General features: G+C 64.9%; 19 protein-coding genes. 6 read left to right on the top strand and 13 right to left on the bottom strand.

Annotated elements, in window-relative coordinates; genetic code table 11:
* The first annotated feature begins 200 nt into the window (after positions 1 to 200).
* Entirely contained in the window at positions 201 to 542 is a 342-nt protein-coding gene (locus ACQPXH_RS04415) for a hypothetical protein (RefSeq protein WP_433601068.1), read from the top strand.
* A 145-nt stretch (positions 543 to 687) separates the two neighbouring features.
* Here the strand turns inward: ACQPXH_RS04415 and ACQPXH_RS04410 are convergent, their stop codons facing one another.
* From ACQPXH_RS04410 to uraD, 4 genes are read right to left on the bottom strand one after another with little or no spacing between them, the layout of a single operon-like run.
* A complete protein-coding gene (locus ACQPXH_RS04410) occupies positions 688 to 2049 on the bottom strand; it encodes an 8-oxoguanine deaminase (protein WP_433601067.1) in 1362 nt (453 codons plus the stop codon).
* A gap of 5 nt (positions 2050 to 2054) precedes the next feature.
* Positions 2055 to 2960, bottom strand: coding sequence for a factor-independent urate hydroxylase (gene pucL, locus ACQPXH_RS04405; protein ID WP_433601066.1), 906 nt, complete (start codon positions 2958 to 2960; stop codon positions 2055 to 2057).
* A 7-nt stretch (positions 2961 to 2967) separates the two neighbouring features.
* Complete coding sequence (gene uraH, locus ACQPXH_RS04400) at positions 2968 to 3285, bottom strand: hydroxyisourate hydrolase (RefSeq protein WP_433601065.1); 318 nt, start codon at positions 3283 to 3285, stop codon at positions 2968 to 2970.
* Entirely contained in the window at positions 3282 to 3788 is a 507-nt protein-coding gene (gene uraD, locus ACQPXH_RS04395; protein WP_433601064.1) for a 2-oxo-4-hydroxy-4-carboxy-5-ureidoimidazoline decarboxylase, read from the bottom strand. Before uraD ends, uraH begins: the two co-directional genes overlap by 4 nt.
* Before the next feature lie 198 nt (positions 3789 to 3986).
* On the opposite strand from uraD, the gene ACQPXH_RS04390 reads away from it, so the two are divergent.
* Positions 3987 to 4574: a nucleotidyltransferase family protein gene (locus ACQPXH_RS04390; RefSeq protein WP_433601063.1), complete on the top strand. Its 588-nt coding sequence runs from the start codon at positions 3987 to 3989 to the stop codon at positions 4572 to 4574.
* A 14-nt stretch (positions 4575 to 4588) separates the two neighbouring features.
* Positions 4589 to 5626, top strand: coding sequence for an XdhC family protein (locus tag ACQPXH_RS04385; protein WP_433601062.1), 1038 nt, complete (start codon positions 4589 to 4591; stop codon positions 5624 to 5626).
* Positions 5627 to 5642: 16 nt separating this feature from the next.
* Here the strand turns inward: ACQPXH_RS04385 and ACQPXH_RS04380 are convergent, their stop codons facing one another.
* The 4 genes from ACQPXH_RS04380 to ACQPXH_RS04365 all read right to left on the bottom strand — a co-directional run bounded on the left by ACQPXH_RS04380 (position 5643) and on the right by ACQPXH_RS04365 (position 9501).
* Positions 5643 to 6734, bottom strand: a complete 1092-nt coding sequence (locus ACQPXH_RS04380; protein WP_433601061.1) for an ABC transporter substrate-binding protein — start codon at positions 6732 to 6734, stop codon at positions 5643 to 5645.
* Positions 6735 to 6811: 77 nt separating this feature from the next.
* Positions 6812 to 7549, bottom strand: coding sequence for an ABC transporter permease (locus ACQPXH_RS04375; protein ID WP_433603299.1), 738 nt, complete (start codon positions 7547 to 7549; stop codon positions 6812 to 6814).
* A gap of 307 nt (positions 7550 to 7856) precedes the next feature.
* A complete protein-coding gene (locus tag ACQPXH_RS04370; protein ID WP_433601060.1) occupies positions 7857 to 8603 on the bottom strand; it encodes an ABC transporter permease in 747 nt (248 codons plus the stop codon).
* Between the two features lie 88 nt (positions 8604 to 8691).
* A complete protein-coding gene (locus ACQPXH_RS04365) occupies positions 8692 to 9501 on the bottom strand; it encodes an ABC transporter ATP-binding protein (protein WP_433601059.1) in 810 nt (269 codons plus the stop codon).
* A gap of 142 nt (positions 9502 to 9643) precedes the next feature.
* Between ACQPXH_RS04365 and pnuC the strand changes: the two genes are divergently transcribed.
* Together pnuC and ACQPXH_RS04355 are read left to right on the top strand one after the other, a co-directional pair.
* On the top strand, positions 9644 to 10330 hold the full coding sequence (gene pnuC / locus ACQPXH_RS04360; RefSeq protein ID WP_433601058.1) for a nicotinamide riboside transporter PnuC: 687 nt from the start codon (positions 9644 to 9646) through the stop codon (positions 10328 to 10330).
* Between the two features lie 142 nt (positions 10331 to 10472).
* Positions 10473 to 10733 carry a hypothetical protein gene (locus tag ACQPXH_RS04355; protein WP_433601057.1) on the top strand — a complete coding sequence of 87 codons (261 nt, stop codon included), beginning with the start codon at positions 10473 to 10475 and terminating at the stop codon, positions 10731 to 10733.
* Here ACQPXH_RS04355 and ACQPXH_RS04350 read toward each other — a convergent pair.
* The 5 genes from ACQPXH_RS04350 to ACQPXH_RS04330 form a co-directional block, all read right to left on the bottom strand.
* Positions 10730 to 11521: a DeoR/GlpR family DNA-binding transcription regulator gene (locus tag ACQPXH_RS04350; RefSeq protein WP_433601056.1), complete on the bottom strand. Its 792-nt coding sequence runs from the start codon at positions 11519 to 11521 to the stop codon at positions 10730 to 10732. The two genes, ACQPXH_RS04355 and ACQPXH_RS04350, sit on opposite strands and share 4 nt — an antisense overlap.
* A gap of 197 nt (positions 11522 to 11718) precedes the next feature.
* Positions 11719 to 12372, bottom strand: a complete 654-nt coding sequence (locus ACQPXH_RS04345; protein ID WP_433601055.1) for a TetR/AcrR family transcriptional regulator — start codon at positions 12370 to 12372, stop codon at positions 11719 to 11721.
* Between the two features lie 111 nt (positions 12373 to 12483).
* Positions 12484 to 13389, bottom strand: a complete 906-nt coding sequence (locus ACQPXH_RS04340) for a carbohydrate ABC transporter permease (protein WP_433601054.1) — start codon at positions 13387 to 13389, stop codon at positions 12484 to 12486.
* Positions 13386 to 14291, bottom strand: coding sequence for a carbohydrate ABC transporter permease (locus ACQPXH_RS04335; RefSeq protein ID WP_433601053.1), 906 nt, complete (start codon positions 14289 to 14291; stop codon positions 13386 to 13388). Before ACQPXH_RS04335 ends, ACQPXH_RS04340 begins: the two co-directional genes overlap by 4 nt.
* An 82-nt stretch (positions 14292 to 14373) precedes the next feature.
* Positions 14374 to 15624 carry an extracellular solute-binding protein gene (locus tag ACQPXH_RS04330; protein ID WP_433601052.1) on the bottom strand — a complete coding sequence of 417 codons (1251 nt, stop codon included), beginning with the start codon at positions 15622 to 15624 and terminating at the stop codon, positions 14374 to 14376.
* Between the two features lie 158 nt (positions 15625 to 15782).
* On the opposite strand from ACQPXH_RS04330, the gene ACQPXH_RS04325 reads away from it, so the two are divergent.
* Entirely contained in the window at positions 15783 to 16697 is a 915-nt protein-coding gene (locus ACQPXH_RS04325; protein ID WP_433601051.1) for an SIS domain-containing protein, read from the top strand.
* The last annotated feature ends 27 nt before the right edge of the window (positions 16698 to 16724 follow it).

Below are 16724 nucleotides of genomic sequence, written 5' to 3'. Positions count from 1 at the left end.
CTGCGCGCCACCGGAGAATCGAAACGCCGACTGTGATCAATTCCTTGGTATCAGCCGTATTTCCGCTGGTCAAGTGCGTCGGCCGGAGTGAAGAAATCACCTGTGCCACTGGGATCGCGCCACGCCGAGGCGAACTGACACCGTAGAGGGCAGCAACTGAACAATGTGACAAGTCGCAGCGGATGAAAGGGTTTCGCGCGATGCCGATTACAACCACGGAATGGCTCATCACCAGCGATGTGGCGCACGAGGCGGCCTTCCGGATCGATCTGCCCGAGGCCGGCCGCGGGAAATGGCTGCTGTCGTATCTGCCGACCGAGCGCCGGCTGACGCGGGCGCAGGCCCTGGCTGGAATGGTTGTGGCGGAGATGATTCTGATGGATCAGTCGGGTCCGTCCGGTCGATTCGACCAAGAGATCGCCGAATTGCATGCGGCCGAGCTGGGTCTCACGCTGCACGAGGTGATGTGCTTGCTCGCGCTGCGAGCGCGGCTGGAATCGGATCCGGAGCACGAGATCGAACACGCCACCGCCCTTGCCTGAAGACCAACTGGCGCTGCGGGTTCTGCGCCGGACCCGCGGCTGCCGCGGCCGCCGTCACCGAGGGGAGGACGGCGGCCGCGGACCGAGACACCGCGACGTCGCTCGGGCGCTGCCGCAGGTTCTAGCGCTCCTCCATCCGCAGACCTCAGCCTGCCTTCGCGACGAGCACCGCCTGTGCCCGCGCGACTTCGCCGCCGATCTTCTCTTCGTCGACAGTGCGCACCTCGCCATCGCGAACGACCGTGCGCCCGTTTATGATCAACGCCGCCAGCGGCGGGGCCGAGCCGAGAATCAACGCGGCCACCGGGTCGACAATGCCCGCGTGGGCGGGTGTATCGAGCCGCCACAAAGCGAGATCGGCGAGTTTGCCCGGTTCGATCGACCCGATTTCGGCCGCCCGCCCCAGCACCCGCGCACCACCGATAGTGGCCAGCTCCAGAGCTTTTCGAGTGCTGATCGCGCGCGGCCCACCCTTGGCCCTTGCGTAGAGCAGCGCATTGCGCGGCTCCTCGATCATCGAACTGGATTCATTGCTCGCGGCACCGTCCACGCCGAGTCCTACCGGCACACCCGCCGCGATCAGATCGGCCGTGCGCGCCGTACCCGCCCCGAGCCGCGCATTCGAGGTCGGGCAATGCGCCACTCCGGTGCCGGTTTCCGCCATTGTGCCGATGGCGGCGTCGTCCAGGTGGATGCCATGGGCGTACCAGACATCCGAGCCGAGCCAGCCGAGGCGCTCCATGTACTGGGCGGGTGTGCAGCCGAATTTATCCGCACAGAACTCGGCTTCATCGATCGTCTCGGCCAGATGGGTATGCAGGCGTACGCCGAGATCGCGTGCCAGCACCGCGGATTCGCGCAGCAACTCGGTGGTCACCGAGAACGGCGAGCACGGCGCGAGCGCGATCCGCAGCATCGAGTCGAATGACGGATCATGCCAGCGCGCAACGGCATCCGCGCTCGCGGTGAGGATGGCGTCGAGGGACTCCACTACCTCGTCAGGCGGCAGCCCACCCGAACTCTGCCCGAGATCCATCGAGCCGCGCGTCGGATGGAATCGCAACCCCACCTCGGTGGCGGCGGTGATTTCCGCGCCGAGCAGGTCGCCACCCGCGCGCGGGAATACGTAGTGATGGTCGGTGGACGTGCTGCAACCGGTCCGGGCCAGCGCGGCGAGCGCACCGGTCGCGGCGACGCGAACCGCGTCTTCATCGATGCCCGCCCAGATCGGGTAGAGCGTGGTGAGCCATTCGAACAGCGTGCTATCCGCGGCCAGACCTCTGGTGACCCACTGATAGAGATGGTGATGGGTGTTCACCAGTCCAGGCGTGAGCAGGCAGCCACGGCCATCGATGCGACGCACATCCGCGCCGAGATCGGGCGCATCACCCGCACCGACCGCGGTGATCCGGTTGCCATGCACCGTCACATACCCGCGGCGGTATTCGGTGCCGTTCGGATCGACGGTCGCCACGGCGCACCCGTCGATGACCGTCGTTGTCGTCATGTGCCCTACGGTAGCCATGCGGGCCCGGCCGCCGGGGCATCTTCCCGCTGCACAGTGGCATGGATGAGTCCGTAGGGCCGGTCGTCGGCGTGAAAGACCTCGCCGTGGTTCTCGATGCCGAACCGACCGAGGTCGTAGTCGAAATGATGCTTATTCGGCGCGGCGAGCCGGATTTCGGCGAGCACCGGAAAGGCCTCGAGTGCGGCCTTGCCCATTTCGAAGAGCGTCTGCTGCATCGCCTTCGAATGCAGCGTCGCGAAGACCTCGACCATCCGCTGCCGGACGCCCGCGTACACCGCATCCCAGTCCACGCCGGTCGTGGCGGCGAAACGCCACTGCGCGACGAGGGAGGTCGCGAGCATACGGTCGTGCGTCGGGGCGAGGACGGTGAAATCGTCGGTGAGGAAGTCGGCGAACTCCGAGCCGGTCGACTTGAGGATCACCAGATCCTTGACCCCGCCGATGACCCAGGCCTGCTGCCGGTCGTCCTTGCCCGACACCGTGACCGACGCGGTCCGCACCTCCGAACCCTGCCGCACCCAGGTGTGATCGTGCTCGCTACCGTCGACGGTGACCCGCTGCCAGCCATACTCCTCGACCTCGACGCGCGCACTGTCGACCGGCGCGATTTCGTCTACGAAATGCGCGGCGAGCGTCAGCGCATAATCTTCGATCGGTTGCAGCCCAGGCTTTTTCGCATACGCGTAGGCGGTCTGCTTCTGGGTATCGGTGGGCAACACCTTGGACTGGTCACCGGCGATATAGGCATCGGCGAAATCGCCGCGCAGCACCGTGGACACGTTCACATCGCGGATTTCGTGACGCGGCTGGTCCCGGTAGATCCGGACGATGCGGTTCTCCGCCTTTCCGTACCGGTTGTCGGTCAGCACGATCGGCCCGGTCAGCTCCATGAATGGCTCAACTTCCTCGGTAGGTCGAAAAGGCGAAGGGCGACAACAGCAATGGGACGTGATAGTGCCGCTCCTCGATGACGACGAACGTAATGGCAACCTCCGGATAGAACGATTCGACCCCGCGCTCGGCGAAGTAAGCGCCGGTATCGAATACCAGCCGATATGTGCCGGGTGGCAATGCGGCACCGAGCGAGGCGATCCGGCCGTCGTCATCGGTGGCTCCGAATCCGAGCACCTCGGTGTCCCGATAGAGCGCCACCGCGATACCGGCCGCGGGCGCACCCGCGACGGCATCGAGCACATGCGTACCGATCGTGCTCATTCGCCATCCTCGACCAGCAGCCGCGCCAACCGAATCCGGTTGATCTTCGCCAATTCCGTTCGCATAACCCGCCTTTCGGTATCCGGATCATTCTCGAGCCGGGCCGTGAGCAATTCCAGCAGCTCGTCCCCGGACTTACCGGACGCGCACACCAGATAGATATGGCCGAACTTCGCCTCATAAGCCAGATTGCCCTGGGCCAGCCCTGCCCGCACCACATCCTCGGCCCCGGCGACCCCGGCCTGCTCGCGCGCCGATGCCGCGGTATCGGGCCGCGCGCCGATGCGCGGATGTCCGTCGAGTGCGCGATCGATCTGCGCCTCGGACAATTCGGCCAGCATCGCATCGGCCGTATCGAATACGGCATCGATATTCGCGTACGGCCGCCCCGCGACCAGCGCACGAGCCCATTCCGGCGCGGCGCAACACTCGAGCAAGGCCGCATTCGCCTCCGCTTCGGGCAATGCGTTGAATTCCGCGAGGCCCAACCCGTCGGGTGTCATCGGACCAGCATCGAATACGACCGCCCCGGTCGCCAGTCGAACGAGATAGATCACCTCCGGCGTGTCGTCGGCGCGGCCGTATTCGACCTGGGCACGGATTCCGGAGATGGTCGGGCTCCATCTGGAGGATCTACTACTGTCGACGTCAGAGCACTTTTCCGTAACCCATCGGCTACGCGGCCGGGCTACCGTCTTTTCATGGCTGCCTCACCCGAACCGGTCTGCGCGGGCATCGTCTTGGCCGCCGGCGCCGGCACGCGTTACGGGATGCCCAAGGCATTGGCCGAGGGCGGCGCCTGGCTGCGGTCGGCGGTGGCGGCACTGCGCGACGGCGGCTGCGATCCGGTGATCGTGGTGCTCGGCGCGACCGGACCTGCACCGGGAGCTGTCGACCTACCCGAGGGTGTCGATCATGTGTGGGCGGCGGACTGGGCGACCGGACTCGGAGCCTCGCTGCGGACGGGTTTGCGAGCCGCCGCGCACACCCCCGCCGAGTATGTCGCGATCATGCCGGTGGATACCCCCGATGTCGGGGCCGATGTGGTCGCCCGGGTGGTCGCCGCGGCCATCGCGGCACCCACCGGCCTGGCACGAGCTGTGTTCCATGCCATGCCCGGCCATCCCGTTGTCATGTCTCATAAGCACTGGACCTCGGTGTATCAAGCAGCTGTTAGAGATTCCGGCGGGCGCACATATTTAGCCGGTAATAACGATATGGTGTGCGTCACGTGCGACGATTTGGCGACAGGCGATGATCGTGACTTCCCGGCCACGCCGCACGCGTGAGCGGAGCTGAACAGATGCGGGACATCGTCGACGACCTACTGCGGGTGTGGCATTCGGGCCGGACAGGTGGACTGGCCACCGTCGTGCGAACTGTTGGTTCCGGACCGCTGCCGGTAGGAACATCGATCCTGGTAGATGCCAATGGCGCGGTCTATGGTTCGCTCCTCGGCGGGAGCGTCGAGATGACCGTGATCGAGGCGGCCGCCGATGCCGCGCGCAGCGGTCGACGCGGACTGCACCGCTTCGGCGTCCCGCCGGGCGAGCCCGGATTGGACTCCGGCGGCATGGTCGATGTTTTCGTCGAACCGTTCTCGCGCCGGGACTTCCCGGAATTCCCCTCCATAGCCGCGGAAATCGCCGCACACCGCAGGGTCAGCCTCTTCACCGTGGTGTGGAATCCGGATCCGGATCTGATCGGACAGCATCTGATCACCCCGCAGCGTCACGCGACGGAACTGGTCGCGCTGCCCGAATCCGATGTATTCGTCGCCTCGTTCCCGCCGCCACCACGGCTGATCATATTCGGCGCCAACGCTTTTGCCGCAGCGCTGTCCGTCCAGGCCAAACTGCTCGGCTACCGCGTCACAATCTGCGATTCCCGCGACACCTTCGCAACACCCGATGCCTTCCCGGGTGCCGAGGTGGTCGTCGACTGGCCGCACCGGTACCTGAACACCCTGTCGGCGGCGGGCGAAATCGATAGCAGCACGGCGATTGTCGTCCTCGGGCACGATCCGACGTTCGAAATCCCGCTGCTCACCGTGGCACTACGACTACCCGAACTGGGTTACCTCGCCGCAAACGGCTCCTGGTCCGCACACTTGAGACGCATCGAAGACCTACAAGCGGGCGGCTTCGACAACGCGACGCTCGCCCGCCTGCACTCCCCCGCCGGTCTCGACATCGGGGCACGCACCGCCGCCGAAGTCGCCGTTTCGATCGCCGCCGAACTGCTTGTCGCCCGGTCCGGAACCGAGCGGCGGATCGCCGAAAACCGGGACGCCGAACCGCAATTCAAGGAATTCCCGGCCAACGCCCCGGTGGCGCTCTAACGCTACTTCAGGAGCGCTACTTCAGGCCCGGATTCTCCGCGTACACCTCGCGCAGCACCGAGAGGTCGAACAGCTGGTCGGCCTTGATATCGATCTTGGCATTGCGCAACGCGGCGATATTCTGCTCGATCAACTGATCGGTCATAGTCAGCAAACCATTGGCGGTCGAATCCGCGGAGACGACGAGGCCGTTTTGCGCGGCCGCCTCCTGGGTCTGTTCGTTCAGATCGAGTTTCTGATCCTTGCCGTATACCTCCACCGCGAGTCGCGCCGATTCGGCCGGATTCGCGACCGCGTCCTTCCAGCCCTTGATCTCGGCGATCAGGAAGGCCTTCAGCTTGTCGCGTTCCTTATCGATGGTGGACTGCTTGACCGTCAGGGTCTCGGCTACCAGCGGCAGGTTGTAATCGGCGAAGAGGAAATTCGTATTCTGGAATCCCTTGGCGGTCAGCGTGATCGGCTCATTGGTCACATAGCTGACCCAGCCGTCGACCTCACCGTTGGCCAGCGGAGTCGGATCGTATTGCGCGGGCACGATGGTCACATCGCTCGGCTTCATGCCATTGGCGTTCAGCAGCGCGTTGAAGATCAGCTGATTGGTGTCCTGGACGCCGATCTTGCGACCCTTCATATCCTGCGGGGTCTTGATGGGCTTGGCGGCGGAGCTGACGATGCAGAACGGGTTCTTCTGATAGGTGGTCGCGACGATCTTGGCGGGTAGGCCCTCCAGGATCGCGGGCGCGGTGGTCTGCGGGGCCGAGGTGCCGAGCCAGACCTTGCCGGTGTCCAGGCCCGCCTCGACCGAGGTGCTGGCCGCGCCACCGGCGATCAGATTCACCGAACCGAATCCGGCCTCTTTGTAGTAGCCCTTGGAGTCGGCGAAATATTCGCCCGCGAATTCGATGTTCTTGAGCCAGGACAGCTGGATCGCGACGGAACCGTACTTGGATCCGTCCGCCACCGACCCGCTCGACGAGTCTTTCGAATCATCGCCACATGCGGCAAGCAGGCTCGCACCGCCCAATGCGGCGCCGGCCAGCGCGGAGTAACGAAGCAGGGATCGCCGGTTCAGGTTCGGCCCGAACGAAGAGCGTTGTACGGGGTTCATGGGCCGAATCTAGGGGGATTCCGTTTCGATTTCTTTACTTTGGCGTTCCGAGCATTGATTTACGAGAAACTGACCGGTCAGCGGCGCCCCGCCTCGGGACCGAAGCGGGCCAGCACCAGATTTTCGATGACGCCGACAATCGCGTACAGCAGCACTGAGACGACGGTCACGATCACGATCGAAGCCCACAGCTTGCTGTATTGAAAGGTCGGGATGGCGCGAATCAGACTGGCACCCAATCCCGTTCCGCTACCCAACCATTCACCGAGCAATGCGCCGATCAGCGCGCCGGGCACCGAGATTCGCGCCGCCGCGAAGACCGACGGCAGGGCGGCGGGCACGGCGACCATGCGCAGTCCGGTCCAGCGGGAGCCGCCGTAGGCGGCAACCAGATCCATCGCCTGCCGCGGCGCATTGCGCAATCCGGCCATGATCATCACCAGCGCCGGGAAGAACACCACGATCGCCGCGAGCACCGTCACACCGGCCAGTCCGCGCCCGAAGACCAGCACGATGATCGGGGTCAGCGCCACCAGGGGCACCGACCGCAACAGCATGGCCACCGGCATGAACGTCTGCTCGACCACCGCGAACGAGACGAACAGCGCCGCGACGACGAGCGCCGCCAGCATGCCGACACCGAATCCGATCGCGGCGTCGCGCAGGGTGATCTGCAGGTCGTCGAAGATCGCCTGACGTGCGGTGTGCGCACCGGAGGAGTTGAACAGGTACTTCCAGATATCGCTGGGCGTTTTGCCTACTCGCGGGCCGACCTGAGGGAAGGCCTTCAGGAAGACGTACCAGATCACCAGCATCAGCAGGAGTGCGGTGACCAGAGGGAACAGGAAGCGGCCGATCCTGGTCAGCACAGCGAGCGTCCCGGCCGCCGCACCGCGCCGGGGTCGCGTGCTCTCCACGGTGGGCGGTGCGGGGGCAGTCACGTTGTCCACCGGCCCGAGTTCGTCGGTCATCGCATTCCTCCGAACGCGCCGCTCGGCCCTACCCGATGCGCGGGAGTTCCGCCGGGCGTAGTCGAATGGTGGTCGCCCGCGCCGCATTCGACCGCCACATCACTTCGCTCGGCAAGCAGTGGGAGTAAGTAACGCGGCGTTGGTGTGTGGGTCATCTGGCCTCCTGCGCGGTCCATGGGGTGACCAGTCGGGCGATCAGCGCGACAATCACGTAGCCGAGCCCAGCGAGTACGGCTGCCGCCAGCGCCATCCCCCACGTGCGTGGCACGTTGTATGCGGTCTGCGCAGCAGTCAGTGCGACACCGATGCCGCTGTCCACCCCGCCGAGGTACTCGCCGATGATCGCACCGAGCACAGCCGACGGCGCGGCTATCTTCAACGCCGCGAACAGATTCGGCAGCGCCGCGATCGCCTGCACGCGGTAGAGCTGTTGCCAGCGACCGCCGCCGTAGGCGCGGATCAGGTCGAGGCTGGTGACGTCGGCCGAGCGCAGTCCGGTGACCGTGCCGACCATGGTGGTGAAGAAGCAGTACATCGCGGCGAGGAAGACCGTCGGGGTGCGGCCGCCGAAAACAACCAGGATGATCGGCCCGAGCGCGAGCAGCGGGATGCAGTAACTGAGGATGGCGAGCTGGGTTGCCAGCGGTTCGATCCACGGGATCAGCACGATGAGCATCGCCAGCGCGATGGCCAGCGCGTTGCCCCAGATGAACCCCTTCAGCGCACCGAGCGCGGTGATCCGGAAGTTGGGGCCGTACAAATCCCAGCCGTCGGTGTACATGGTGTGCAGGACGGTCCACGGACTCGGGATCGTCCCACCCGCGACCTCCAGCGCGGCCAGCAGCCACCAGATCGCGATCAATCCGAGGACGCCGATCAGTCCGCCGATCCGTTTCATGCCACACCCCCTCGACGGTGTCGGCTGGACAGCACCGATCCGGTCCCATGGCGCTCGGCTGCGTTCATTGTTCGCTCGCTGCGCTCGCTCATGCGACTCCCCCTTTGCCGGACTTCCCGAAGAGCAGCTCCGATAGGTAATCGTGCAACTTGTGGAATTCCGGCGTGCGCATCATCTCGGGCGTGCGCGGGCGCGGCAGATCGATCTTCACCAGTTCCAGCACCCGGCCGGGCCGCGGACTCATCACCGCGACGACATCGGAGAGGAAGACCGCCTCGGCGATACCGTGCGTGACCATCAGGGTGGTCGCGGGCTTCTCGGTCCAGATCCGCAGCAGTTCCAGATTCAGCCGCTGCCTGGTCATATCGTCGAGCGCACCGAACGGTTCGTCGAGCAGCAGCACGGTCGGCTTCACAACAAGTGCGCGCGCGATCGAAACACGTTGGCGCATACCGCCGGACAGCTGCGCCGGTTTGGCCTTCTCGAAGCCTTCCAGGCCGACCAACCGCACCAGATCCGCGATCAGTCCCGGGTCCGGCGAGATGCCCGCGACCTGTAAGGGCAGTTTGATATTGGATTCCACCGAACGCCACGGGAGCAGCGCCGAATCCTGGAAGGCGATGCCGAGTTCATGGCGGTTGCGCAGTTGGGCGGGGGTCTCACCGTCGATGAGCGTCTTGCCCGCGGTCGGTGTCTCCAGTCCGGCCAGGATGCGCAGCACCGTCGATTTGCCGCAGCCGGATGGTCCGAGCAGGGACAGGAACGCGCCCTGTTCGGTATGCAGCTCCACTTCGTCGAGCGCCTGCACCGTCTTCCGGCCGACCCGGAATGTCTTCGTCAAACCGCTGATGTGGATGCCCGTCCCGCCGGTGGGCTCCTCGGTACCGCTCGCCATCATGACCAAAACACTAGGAGCAGGTCGTTGCACGGATATTGCGAATCGCCACCCCAGATTGCGCAATCGTTACGCGACATTCGATCCGCGTGCGTCGAACCCGCAGGTTGGGATGAGATATCGACCCGCCCGGGTTACAGCGGAGGTGAACCCAATTTTCGCGCTGCTCGACGCCAAGTTGCATATCGCGGGCTCGGAAATCCTCTGGCGCGAGATCATCGGCAATGGTTTCGGTCTGGCCTCCGCGGTCGGCGGTATGCGGCGGCGGGTTTGGGCGTGGCCGATCGGGATCGCGGGCAATGCGCTGCTGTTCACCGTTTTCGTCGGCGGAATCTTCAACACGCCACAGCATTTGAATATGGCCGGACAGGCCGGGCGTCAGCTGATGTTCATCGCGGTCAGCGTGTACGGCTGGTGGAGTTGGTATCGGCATGCGCGCGCCGAAACCGGACTCGAACATCGCGGCGTCGCGCCGCGCCGGGCCAGCGGGCGCGAACGGCTGGTACTGGTGGCGGCGATGTTGGTCGGCACGGCCGCATTCGCCCGATTGTTCGCATTGATCGGTTCCTACGGGCCGTGGGCGGAAGCGTGGATCTTCACCGGATCGGTGCTGGCGACCTATGGCATGGCGCGCGGGCTCGCCGAATTCTGGCTGATCTGGATCGCCGTCGATCTCGTCGGCGTGCCTTTGCTGCTGAAGGCGGGCTATTACCCGTCCGCGACGCTGTATCTGATCTATGCGGGCTTCGTCGCGTGGGGCTTCGCCGTATGGGTGCGCACCCTGCGCAAATCGGCTCCTGTGGTCGCCGATCTCGCGCCTTCGCATCTGTAGATACGCACGAACGCATCCCACACGCTGTCGGCTTCATCAGAGTCGATGTCAGTCACCCGCTAGAAACTTTTCGCGACCTCCGATGAATCGGCGCTGCGGCACCGGTATGTACCCGCAAACCCATCGGCGGAATGCAATGAAGATGACCACGGGACGGCGCTGGGTACTGGCGCTGACATCGCTCGCGGGTTTGATCGTGCTCGACGCACTGGTCGTCACGACCGCGATGCATGCGATCCAGCTCGATCCGCACGCATCGATAGGCGAGCTGGAATGGACGATCAATGCCTACAAGCTGAGTTTCGCGGTGCTGTTGATGGCAGGGGCGGCGCTCGGTGACCGGTACGCCGCAGACGGGTGCTCGTCGGCGGGCTGGCACTGTTCAGCGCGGCGTCCGCCCTAGACCACGTCCACCCGAACCCCCGCAGCCCGAATCGTCGCCACCGCGCCCGGATCCGCATCCGAATCCGTCACCAGCACATCGACCTGCTCGATCGCGCAGATCCGAGCCAAGGCCGAGCGCTCCAGTTTGTCCGCGGTGGCGACAACCATCACATGCCCGGACCGCCGCACCATCTCGGTGGTCACCCCCGCTTCGTCGATGTGCCGACATTGCGCGCCACCCTCGGCGGAAATCGCGTTCACGCCGAGAATCAGTGCATCCAAACGTAATTCGGCCAATGCCCGCTCGGCCAGCGGCCCGTGCAGCTCATAGGATTCCCGCCGCGCCACCCCGCCGAGCACGATCGTGCGCATATGCGGGCGCAGCACCATCTCACCCGCGATATTGAGCGCGTTGGTGACGATGGTCAGTTGGTCGCCGGCAGCATTCGCCAAATCTGCCCGCCCGGCCAATGCTCGTGCCACCGCGGTCGTGGTTGTGCCACCGTTCATTCCGACTACCGCATTCGGTTCGATTAGTCCCGCAGCATGTTCCGCGATCCGCTGCTTCGCCTCGTCGGCCCCCTGCCGGTAGCGCGCGGGCAGGTCGTAGGCGACCGAAGTCGCGACCACACCGCCGTGCGTCCTGGTCGCCAACTGCTGTTCGGCGAGTGCGGTGAAGTCGCGGCGCACCGTCGCCGGGGAAACTCCGAGGCGTTCGGCGGCTTCTTCTACCGAGAGGCGCCCGGTTTCGGCGAGCAGTTCCAACAGTCGGTTCCATCGCTGCGGCCGGTCCGTCGGTCCGGTCATTTCATACCTTCCCGCCCACGCGGGCGACCTGCCGTTTTTCCATGCACGCAAACAATCTGACCACAGGCACGTGCCGACGGTAGAGATTCGGCCGCCGTATTGCCGAGCCGGACACCCTTATCACCGCGCCCCGCAGCCCATCGAGCACGAGATCGACCACCCAGCGAACCGCCTCCGGATACAACTCACCGCCGCCGTCAATTCAACGCAAGCCCGGAATTCACGAAATAGGCGATCTCCTCGCATATTTCATCGAGTGACACCTCGGTATCGGGATGGGTGGTCCGCACCAGCTCCTGGGCCAGTGAATTCACCGCGCCGATCACCGCGAGCGCGAACAGATCGAACCGGCGCGCCTTGGTCTCGCCGCGTTCGACGGCTCGCTCCGCCTCGCTGATCAGCAGCGATGACAGCAGGCGGCGCTGTTGCCTGCGCCAATCCTCCACCGCCGAACTGACGCCGACCACTTCGACGTAACACACCCGCGCCGACCGATGATCGGCGCAGGTCACCTCGAGGTAGGCACGAAAACTGTCGACGACCCGCGTCGAAAGCGGTTGGCCCGCGGTCTTCGACATACTTTCCAGCGACCGTTCGACCGCATGCGAGGTGATGCGATTGACCAGCGCGATCAGCAAGGCCTCGCGGCTGCCCATATCCTCGTAGAAGCTGCGGGTGGAAACATTCGCGACGGCACACAGCCGTTCGATCGAGGTGGCCGCGTAGCCTTGGGTGCCGAATAATTCCAGCGCCGCATCGATGAGTCGCGCCTGCCGCTGGGCTACCCGCTGCTCCTTGGACAGCCCGCCGTAATTGCGGCCCTCCTTGCGTTCGTCATCCTGCCGTGCCACGGATTCGATGCTACCGGTCGCCGAGCGCCTACCCCGGCGCGCGGACATCCGGCGGCCTGCGCATTCATCGTCGAAAACGGCGGGGGCACAAGACCACCCGCCGTCGGACGATTACTTCACGCTGCCCGCGGTAAGCCCCGCGACCAGCCGCTTCTCGATGAATGCGAACAGGATCACCACCGGAACGATGCCCACCGTGGAGATCCCGAAGACGTACTGCCATGCGGTGTCGTACTGTCCGACGAATTTGGTCAGCGCCACCGACAGCGGCTGGTTTTCCGGCGTGGTCAGCACAACCAGGCTCGCCGCGAATTCGTTCCAGCAGGCCACCACCACGAAAATCGTCGCGGTGACGATGCCCGGCCAGACCAGCGGCAGGCTCACCCGGACCAGGATCTGCCAACGACTCAGACCGTCGAGCTGCGCGGCCTCCTCGATCTCCACCGGAATGGCGGCGAAGAAGCTGTGCAGGATCCACACCGCGAACGAGAGGTTGAACGCGGCGTTCACCAGGATCATGGCCAGCCAGGTGTCATTGATGCCGAGGGTGAAGAACTGCCGGATCAGGCCGGTCACCAATACCGTCGGTTGCAACATCTGGGTGACCAGCACCAGCGCGAGGAATATCGCGCGTCCCGGAAACTTGTGCCGCGCCGTGTAATACGCGGCCGGGATGGCCACGAAGAGCACCAGCAAGGTGGCGCAGACCGAGATGACTATCGTGCTCACCAGGTTGTACGGCAGCGGCGTCTCCGGGGTGTCCCACATGGTGGAGTAGTTGTCCGGATGCCAGGTCTCGGGCAGATACGTCGGCGGGATGCGCAGGATTTCGGCGCGGCTCTTCAGCGAGCCGAGCACCATCACCACGAACGGGGTCAGGAAGATGACGGCGAGCACGACCCCGACCGCGGTGAGTTCCCACCGCCGCCGCCGAGTTCGACCGGTCGGGGCCTCGACATCCGTGGCGTCCGGCGGGATGTCCACACCCTCGATGTGAATGTCGGCCTGTGTCGTCATGCGTCCACCTGCTGGGTCGGCTTGATGACCTTCACATAGATCGCGATGATGACCACGATCAGCGCGAAGTTGAGCACGCTCATGGCGGCGGCGGTGTCGAGCTGCTGGTTCTGCCGAATCAGCTTGAAGGTCAACGTCGTCGTCGTATCCGCGCCGAAGCCCGCGATACCGCCGGTGATGACCTGCAGAATGGGCAGCGAGTTGAATACATTGATGATGTTGATGATGGTGGCCACCGCGATCGCCGGACGCAATTGCGGCAGGGTGAGATGCCGATAGCGCTGCCACGCATTGGCGCCGTCGACCCGGCCCGCCTCATCGATCTCGGCCGGAATCGATTGCAGCCCGGCCAGGATCGTGTAGGTGGTGAACGGGATCGAGACGAAGACCGCGACGCCGATCGCCACCAGGAAGGCGGGCGTCGGCTGTTTGGTGAAGCCGTAGCCCCGGTCCAGCAGCCCGATATCGACCAGGAACCGGTTGGCGATGCCGACATCGGGGTCGAGCATGTAATAGAAGATGGTCGTCGTCATCACGACCGAGGCCGCCCACGGGACCAGGATCGCCATCCGCACCGCGGTGCGTCCCGGGAAATCCTTGTTCAGGAACTGCGCCAGCCCCGCCGAGAGCACCAGGGTGATCAGCACGACGCTGACCACCCAGACCACGGTATGTGCCAATACCGATCCCAATTCGCTGATATCGAACAGGTTTCGGTAGTTGGCCAGTCCGGCGGGGCCGCGGTCCTGTCCGTAGGCGCTCAGGTCCCGGGTGCTGGTCCAGACCATATAGCCGACCGGGAACGCGACAATCGCCGCGATCAGCACCAGAGTCGGCCCGATCCAGGGGACGGCCCGCAGTGTCGAGTTCTTCCCTGAAAGTACCCGGGTCGCTCTGCTCAATTCGCGGCCCTCCCGGGGCCCTTCGTGGTCACGCTTCGCTACCTCCTTCGGGCCCGTCGCTCGGGCCGCTGGGCGCCTCACGCTATTTCGCTGCTTCCTGAATCCGCTGCAACACCTGAGCCGGGTCCGCACCCTGCGCGATGGTGCCCATCTGCTGATGCATGGCGCCCTGCACCGCAGCCCATTTCGGGTTATTGCTGGGGTAGAACTCGGCCACCGGCAGGGTCGCCGCGAAAGCCTTGGTCACCGGGTCGTCGGCGAGCACCGCGGTGGCACTGGTCGTGATCGGGATGAAGTGCTCGTTCTTGACGAAGTTCGAGTACACATTCGCCGAGTAGAAGAAGTCGAGGAACTTCTTGATGGTCTCGGCCTTCTTGCCGTCCTTCTTGAATGCCATCAGGTGATCGGCCACGCCCAATGTGACGGGCGCACCGTCCTTGGTCGGCGTGGGTGCGGTGGCGTACTTCAGACCCGGATTCTTATCGGCGATCTGGGCGATGGTGGGCGGCAGCCCCTCGATCATCCCGACCTTGCCCTGGATGAAGGAGTTGATGACGTCCTTGCGGTTGGTCGCACCCGGATTCGGCTGGGTGACTCCGGCGTCGAAGATCTCCCGCATGGCCTTGACCCCCTCCAGGTTCTGCGGGGTATCCACGGTGATCTTGTCGCCGTCGGACCAGTTACCGCCGGCACCGAAGGTCCACAGCGACGTCTCGGCCTGCGATTCCTCACTGCCCAGCGGCAGACCATAGCCGGAGACACCGCCGCCGAGCGCCTGGATCTTCTTGGCGGCATCGGTCAGCTCGGCCCAGGTCTTGGGCGGCGTGCTCACCCCGGCCTTGGCGAACAGGTCGGTGTTGTAGAACAGGGTGCGCGTGGAGGCGAACAGCGGCATCGCGTACTGCGTGCCGTTCAGCGAGGCGTTCTTCGCGAAGCTGGGCTGCACGTCCGACAGCACATTCGGGGAGACGACCTCGGACACCGGATAGAGCATGCCGTCACCGGCGAAGCTGGCGTATGCGTCGATATTCAGCAGATCCGGGGTGGTGGACTTGGACTGCAGTTTGGTCTTCACCACATCGTTGATCGACTCCCAGGACTCCATCTGCAGGTTGACCTTGTAGTCGGGGTTCTGTTTCTGGAAGTCGTCGATGATGCGGTCCCACAGCGCCTTCGTGCCATTGGCACCGTCGCTGTAGGCGGGAGCCAGGAAGTTGATCGTCGTATCGGAGTCGGCCGAATCCTTGGAGCCGAAACCACAGGACGAGACGGCGAGTGCGAGGCCGGTGACCATCGCGATCCCCGCGAGGACGCCGTGGAGGGGTCTTTTCACGAGCAGAACCTTTCAAATTTTCACTCCGGGCGCTACTGAAGCGCCGATGATGGAGCGAACGAATCGCTTGATCAACAGGCTAGACCTAACTGTGATCACATGTGACTGATTTGCTCGTAAATTTGACATGAACGATCACCGAGAGTGATCCTGTTGTTGTGCCGATCTCCGCTGACCCCACCCCCGTGACTCATCTGGCCGCCGAAGTCGCCACCCAGCCGGACGACTGGGTTCGCGCCGAGGCCACCGCCGCCGAGCACCGCGCCGTACTGCCCCAACCGGGCGAGCGTGTCGCCGTCATCGGTTGCGGCACTTCACTGTTCATGTCCCGTGCCATCGCGTCATTGCGCGAGAGTTCGGGGCAGGGCATTACCGATGCCTGGCCCGCGAGCGAAATCCGCGGCGACCGCGATTACGACCGCTACCTCGTCATCTGCCGCTCCGGCACCACCACCGAAGTGGTCGATGCCATGCGGGCGATACCGGCGCGCATTCCGCGCACCGTCATCTGCAGCAGTCCGGGCACCCCGGTGCTCGACCTGGGCGATCCGATCCTGATCGACGAGGTCGACGAGCAGTCGGTGGTACAGACCCGTTTCGCCACCACCGCGCTGGCGATTCTGCGCTGGCATCTCGGCGAGGATCTGCGTCCGGCCATCGAGCAGGCCAGGGCCGTACTCGCCGAGGATCCAGTTACGGCACTGGCCGACGTGCGTCGTGCCGAGCAGATCAGCTTCGTCGGGATGGGTTTCGCGGCCGCGATCGCCGAGGAGGCGGGGCTCAAGCTGCGCGAATCCTGCCAGTCCTGGACCGAGTCGTATCTGCAGACCGAATACCGGCACGGGCCGATCAGCATCTCCACCCCCGGCCGCGCCGTCTGGGCGTTCGGACCGCTGGTCCCCAATTTCGCGGAGGACGTGGCCGTCACCGGAGCGCGCTTCGAGCATCGCGATATCGATCCGATGGCCGATCTGGTGCGGGTGCACCAGCTGTGTGTGCTGCGCGCCGCCGACCAAGGCCTCGACCCGGATCATCCGCGCAACCTCAACCGTTCCGTCGTTCTGGATCAGTGAGCGGTCGCTACCAGGAACTACTGTGCG

The sequence above is a fragment of the Nocardia sp. CA-135953 genome, assembly GCF_050955735.1.
Classification (GTDB): Bacteria; Actinomycetota; Actinomycetes; order Mycobacteriales; family Mycobacteriaceae; genus Nocardia.
Note: the sequence above shows the minus strand (reverse complement) of the source record. Positions and strands in the feature narration are given on the sequence as shown.

Coding starts and splice junctions, on each gene's coding strand:
- ACQPXH_RS04415 (WP_433601068.1), top strand. CDS start 201: ATGCCGATTACAACCACGGAATGGCTCATCACCAGCGATGTGGCGCAC.
- ACQPXH_RS04410 (WP_433601067.1), bottom strand. CDS start 2,049: ATGACGACAACGACGGTCATCGACGGGTGCGCCGTGGCGACCGTCGAT.
- pucL (WP_433601066.1), bottom strand. CDS start 2,960: ATGGAGCTGACCGGGCCGATCGTGCTGACCGACAACCGGTACGGAAAG.
- uraH (WP_433601065.1), bottom strand. CDS start 3,285: ATGAGCACGATCGGTACGCATGTGCTCGATGCCGTCGCGGGTGCGCCC.
- uraD (WP_433601064.1), bottom strand. CDS start 3,788: ATGACACCCGACGGGTTGGGCCTCGCGGAATTCAACGCATTGCCCGAA.
- ACQPXH_RS04390 (WP_433601063.1), top strand. CDS start 3,987: ATGGCTGCCTCACCCGAACCGGTCTGCGCGGGCATCGTCTTGGCCGCC.
- ACQPXH_RS04385 (WP_433601062.1), top strand. CDS start 4,589: ATGCGGGACATCGTCGACGACCTACTGCGGGTGTGGCATTCGGGCCGG.
- ACQPXH_RS04380 (WP_433601061.1), bottom strand. CDS start 6,734: ATGAACCCCGTACAACGCTCTTCGTTCGGGCCGAACCTGAACCGGCGA.
- ACQPXH_RS04375 (WP_433603299.1), bottom strand. CDS start 7,549: ATGCTGGTGATCTGGTACGTCTTCCTGAAGGCCTTCCCTCAGGTCGGC.
- ACQPXH_RS04370 (WP_433601060.1), bottom strand. CDS start 8,603: ATGAAACGGATCGGCGGACTGATCGGCGTCCTCGGATTGATCGCGATC.
- ACQPXH_RS04365 (WP_433601059.1), bottom strand. CDS start 9,501: ATGATGGCGAGCGGTACCGAGGAGCCCACCGGCGGGACGGGCATCCAC.
- ACQPXH_RS04355 (WP_433601057.1), top strand. CDS start 10,473: ATGACCACGGGACGGCGCTGGGTACTGGCGCTGACATCGCTCGCGGGT.
- ACQPXH_RS04350 (WP_433601056.1), bottom strand. CDS start 11,521: ATGACCGGACCGACGGACCGGCCGCAGCGATGGAACCGACTGTTGGAA.
- ACQPXH_RS04340 (WP_433601054.1), bottom strand. CDS start 13,389: ATGACGACACAGGCCGACATTCACATCGAGGGTGTGGACATCCCGCCG.